Consider the following 4,603-nt stretch of genomic DNA (forward strand, 5'->3'; position numbering starts at 1 on the left):
GACAGCGATTGTGGCCCCCACAGCATCTTGATGATCTCTTCGCCGATGATCATGCCGCCCATGGTGATGAGGATCTGTTTGAGGTGCTGGCCATAGACCGGCCGCACGATCACGCGCTCGAACGCCACGCCCACCGCGCCGGCCACGTCCAGCACCGCGCCGTCGCGCAGCAGGCTGTCGACGTGCCGGCGCAAGGCGGCCAGCGCGTCGGTTTTCTGGATGGCGCGCAGCACGTCCAGGGCCACGATATTGCTGGTGCCTTCCCAGATGGAGCCCAGGTGGGCGTCGCGCACCAGGCGCGCCTCGACGAATTCTTCGATGTAGCCGCAGCCGCCGCGCACTTCCATGCCGTCGCCGGTGACTTTGCGCGCATCGCGGCAGGCCCGGAACTTGATCAGCGGCGTCAGCACGCGGGCCCGCGCAGCGGCATCGGCATCGTGTTCGGCATCGGCCAGCGCGGCGGCCGTCTGGAACATCACGCTGCGCGCCTGTTCGGCCCACACGCTCATCTTGGCCAGTTGGCGGCGCATCAAGGGCATGTCGATCAGGCGCTGGCCGAAGGCGCGCCGCTGTTGCGCGAAGTAGGTGGCCTCGGTGACGGCGCGCCGCATCAGGCCGGCCGCGCGCATGCCGTTGGACAGCCGCGAATTGTTGATCATGTCGGCCATGTGCTTGAAGCCCTTGCCGCGTTCGCCCACCAGCCACGCCAGCGCGCCTTCCAGGCGGATCTCGCCGCTGGCCATGGAACGCGTGCCCAGTTTGTCTTTCAGGCGCAGGATGCGGTATGCGTTGTGGGTGCCGTCGGGCAGGTCGCGCGGCAGCAGGAACAGCGACACACCCTTCAGGCCGTCTACCGCTTCGCTGCGCGCCAGCACCATGGCAAAGCCGGCGTCGGGGTTGGAGCAGAACCATTTGTCGCCATGCAGCCGCCAAGTGCCGTCGTCCTGCAGTTCGGCGCGCGTGGCCGTGGCGCTGACGTCGGAGCCCGCGCCCTGTTCGGTCATGAACATGGCGCCCTGGCGCAGTTCGTCGAAGTCTTGCGAGGTGACTTGCGGCAGTACGCGTTCGACCAGATCCGGATCGCCGAACTTGCGCAGTGTGCGGGCCAGGGAGTCGGTCATGCTGACGGGGCAGCACAGGCCGAACTCGGCCTGCACGAACAAATGGCTGAGCGCGTACTTGGCCGCCGGCGGCATGGGTTCGGGCCAGCCCAGCACGCCGCCGCGGTGCGACAGCGCGGCCAGGCCGAATTCGCTGTAGGCCAGCCGTTCCAGTTCGACGTAGGACGGATGCTTGCTAATGCGCGACTCGTCCTGCCCGGCCCGGTTGCGCACCGACAGCGTGGGCGGATTCTGGTCGGCCACGGCCGCCAGCGCGTCGATATGCCCGCCGGCCAGGGCGCCCAGGCGTTCCAGGTGCGGCAGCAGGTGGGCATGCAGCGCGGGAGGCAGGTACAGCCCGCAAAGCGCGGCCGCGTAGGGGTCGGCATTGAACAGGTTCAGGCCCCGGGAATCGGGGACGTCGGTAACGGAAGCGGTGGACATGGCGAACGGGCCGATGACAGGCAAGAAAGTGCATAGGGTGGCGCAGGTCATTTATCTATACAAATACCAATTTTGTGTAGAACAATACAAATAAAGTATTAATTCACCACAGACACATTCCCGCAATGGACCTGGAACCCCGCCTGCTGCGCTATTTCATCGCCGTGGCCGAAGAACGCCATTTCAGCCGCGCGGCCGAACGCCTGCATATTTCGCAGCCGCCGCTCAGCTACGCCATCCGGCAACTCGAAACCACGCTGGGTGCGCGCCTGTTGCAGCGCACCAGCCGCCATGTGGAACTGACGGAGGCCGGGCAGGTGCTGTACCGCGAAGCCCAGGCGCTGCTGCGGCAGGCGGAGGCCATCGGCACTTTGGTGCAGCGCGTGGATGCCGGCCTGCGGGGCCGACTGCGCATCGGCTTCGTGGGATCCATGCTGTACCGCGGGTTGCCGGACCTGCTGGCATCGCTGCGCGCATCCCTGCCCGATGTGGAACACGTGCTGACGGAACTGAATTCCCACGACCAGATCGAAGCCGTGCGGCGTGGCGAACTGGACTTGGGATTCATCCACGCCAACCCCGCGCCCGACGAAGTGCAGACGCTGGATCTGGTGGCCGAGCCTTTCGTGGTGTGCGTGCCGGACACGCATCCGCTGGCGCGCCAGCGGCGGGTGCGGCTGGACGCCCTGGCGCAGGAGGACTTCATCCTGTTCGCCCGCGTCGCATCGCCCAGCTATCACGAGACGGTGCTGTCGCTGTGCGTGGCCGCCGGTTTCCACCCGGCCATCCGCCACGAAGTGCGGCACTGGCTGAGCGTGGCGGCACTGGTGTCGCGCGGGCTGGGCGTGTCCATCGTGCCGGCCTGCCTGGCACGCAGCGGACTGGCCGGCACGCGGTTCATTGCCTTCGAACACCAGGCGCGTTCGGTCAGCCAGGCGATCTGGGCGCGGCAAGCCGATTCGCCTTTGCTGCAGCGGGCCGTGGAACTGGTGCGGCAGCAGTTCAGTTGAAGCCTTGGCGGGTGTCTGGCTCCGAAAGGTGCCAGACACCATCGTGTGCCACGGCCGTCTCAACAGGACGGTGTCCGGCACCCCGGCGGGAGCCGGACACCTGAACGACTGGCGTGTTGCGCCGCACGATGAAAAACCGTTGACAGTGTGCCGCCGCTTGTCCGACTATTTGTCCAGACAAAGTGACAAACTAGACAAAGGAGACAAAATGGAAGTGGTGACCACCGGCCCCAAGCGCTATCGCTTCAGCTTCGGCCGCTACCTGGAAGAGTTCGAAGTCGGGGCGGTGTACGAGCACCGCCCGGGCCGCACCTTGACGGATGCCGACAACATCCAGTTTTCGTTGCTGACCATGAACTTCCATCCCATGCACTGCGATGCCGCCTACGCCAGCCAAAGCGAATTCGGCAAGCTGCTGGTCAACAGCGGGTTGACGGTAGCGGTGGTGCTGGGCATGACGGTGGGCGACGTCAGCGGCAAGGCCATCGCCAACCTGGGCTGGAAGGAAATCAACCTGACCGCGCCGGTTTTTGCCGGCGACACGCTGTACGCCGAATCCGAAGTGCTGGAACTGCGCGAATCGCGCAGCCGGCCCACCCAGGGCATCGTTACCACCCTTACGCGCGCCTACAACCAGGACGGGGTCGAGGTGATGAATTTCATCCGGTCCTGCCTGGTGCCCAAGCGCGGGCATGGCGTGGGCGACCAGTAAGCATCTACGCCCGACCGCGCGGGCGTCGCCCGCGCTGCATTGCAGTACTCACCCAAGGAGGTATTGCCATGTTTTATCCGCTGTTCCGCCGGGCGGCATTGCTGCTCGCGCTGGTGTGTCCGCTAGGCGCGGGCGCGGCCGAGATGGTGCTGACGTCAGAGGTGGCGGCGTCGCACTGGAAGACCCGCTACATGAACGAGTTCGCCCAGGACGTGGCCAAGCGCACCAATGGCGAAGTGCAGATCAAGGTGTTTCCCGCCTCGCAGCTCTACAACGACCAGGACGGCCTGGCCGCGCTGGGCACGGGCGCGGTGCACATGGTGTGGCCGGTATCGGTGCGGCTGGAAACGCTGGATCCCGCGCTGGGCTACGTGAACCTGCCGTTCGGCCTGTCGGACCAGAAGATGGAAAACGCCTGCTTCGCCAGCGGGCTTACCGACCTGATGTCCGAACGCCTGAAGTCGCGCCAGCTGCAGGTTCTGGGCCTGTTGCGCACGGCCGATCTGTTCTTCATTTTCCGCGACCGCGACGTGAAGTCGCTGGATGATATGCGCGGCGCCAAGCTGCGCGTGACCGGCGGCCGCATTTTCCTGGACATGGTGCGCAGCTTTGGCGCCAGCCCCATTTCGATGGCGGCGTCGGAAATGAGTACCGCGCTGGCCCAGGGCGCCATCGACGGGGTGTTGACCTCGCCGGCGGGCTGGGCCGAGATGATAGGCAAGACCGGCAAGTACGCATTCCATGTGCCCGGCATGTCGCTGGCAACGTATGCGGTGGTGGCGGACCGGGCCTGGATGGATTCCCTGACGCAGCCGCAGCGCGACGCGGTGAAGGCCAGCCTGGACAGCATCATCCAGCGCCAGTGGAAAGAGGCCCGGGCCGCGGACGCCAAGCTGATCAAGGACATGGAGGCGCAGGGTTCGGTCTATCGCGTGGCCGACGACGCGGCCGCTGCGGAATGGAAGGCCCGCGCCGACACGGCGAAGAAGGCCTATACCGATAAATATGGCGACGTGGTGAAGCAGGTGGATGCGATCGCCAAGCGCTGCGGAGCCTGACATGGACGATATCGTCGAATCGGCCCGGTTGTGGACGCTGGCGCACACCAGCCTGGAAACCTCGGCCCCCATCAACCTGACCATGGTGGGGCTGGACGGCAAGCCCGTGCAGAAATCGCTGCGGCTGATGCTGGAGGAGTGGATCGCCTTCCGCCAGACCACGATCACCCGGCGCTCCCAGCATCGCCTGAACAAGGTGCTGGACCGCATCCACATCCTCGAAGGGCGGCAGACCGTGCTGCTCAACATCGACGAGGTGATCGCCATCATCCGCGCGGC

General features: G+C 65.8%; 4 protein-coding genes and 1 pseudogene. 4 read left to right on the top strand and 1 reads right to left on the bottom strand.

Features of this window, described 5'->3' with window-relative positions; all coding sequences use genetic code 11:
• Nucleotides 1–1,544 (bottom strand): acyl-CoA dehydrogenase family protein (locus LPZ50_RS22035; protein ID WP_230664964.1); only part of this gene is annotated, 1,544 nt, incomplete at its 3' end.
• Between the two features lie 125 nt (nucleotides 1,545–1,669).
• Between LPZ50_RS22035 and LPZ50_RS22040 the strand changes: the two genes are divergently transcribed.
• From LPZ50_RS22040 to LPZ50_RS22055, 4 genes and pseudogenes are all read left to right on the top strand, one after another.
• Nucleotides 1,670–2,554 carry a LysR family transcriptional regulator gene (locus LPZ50_RS22040; protein WP_230664959.1) on the top strand — a complete coding sequence of 295 codons (885 nt, stop codon included), beginning with the start codon at nucleotides 1,670–1,672 and terminating at the stop codon, nucleotides 2,552–2,554.
• A 208-nt stretch (nucleotides 2,555–2,762) separates the two neighbouring features.
• Nucleotides 2,763–3,266, top strand: a complete 504-nt coding sequence (locus tag LPZ50_RS22045) for a MaoC family dehydratase (protein ID WP_230664960.1) — start codon at nucleotides 2,763–2,765, stop codon at nucleotides 3,264–3,266.
• Between the two features lie 68 nt (nucleotides 3,267–3,334).
• Entirely contained in the window at nucleotides 3,335–4,324 is a 990-nt protein-coding gene (gene dctP / locus LPZ50_RS22050) for a TRAP transporter substrate-binding protein DctP (protein WP_230664962.1), read from the top strand.
• A 37-nt stretch (nucleotides 4,325–4,361) separates the two neighbouring features.
• Nucleotides 4,362–4,603, top strand: a pseudogene (locus tag LPZ50_RS22055) (DNA gyrase subunit A); the annotation flags it as partial.

Origin of the sequence: Bordetella petrii, from assembly GCF_020991325.1 — a bacterium.
GTDB lineage: Bacteria > Pseudomonadota > Gammaproteobacteria > Burkholderiales > Burkholderiaceae_B > Bordetella_A > Bordetella_A petrii_E.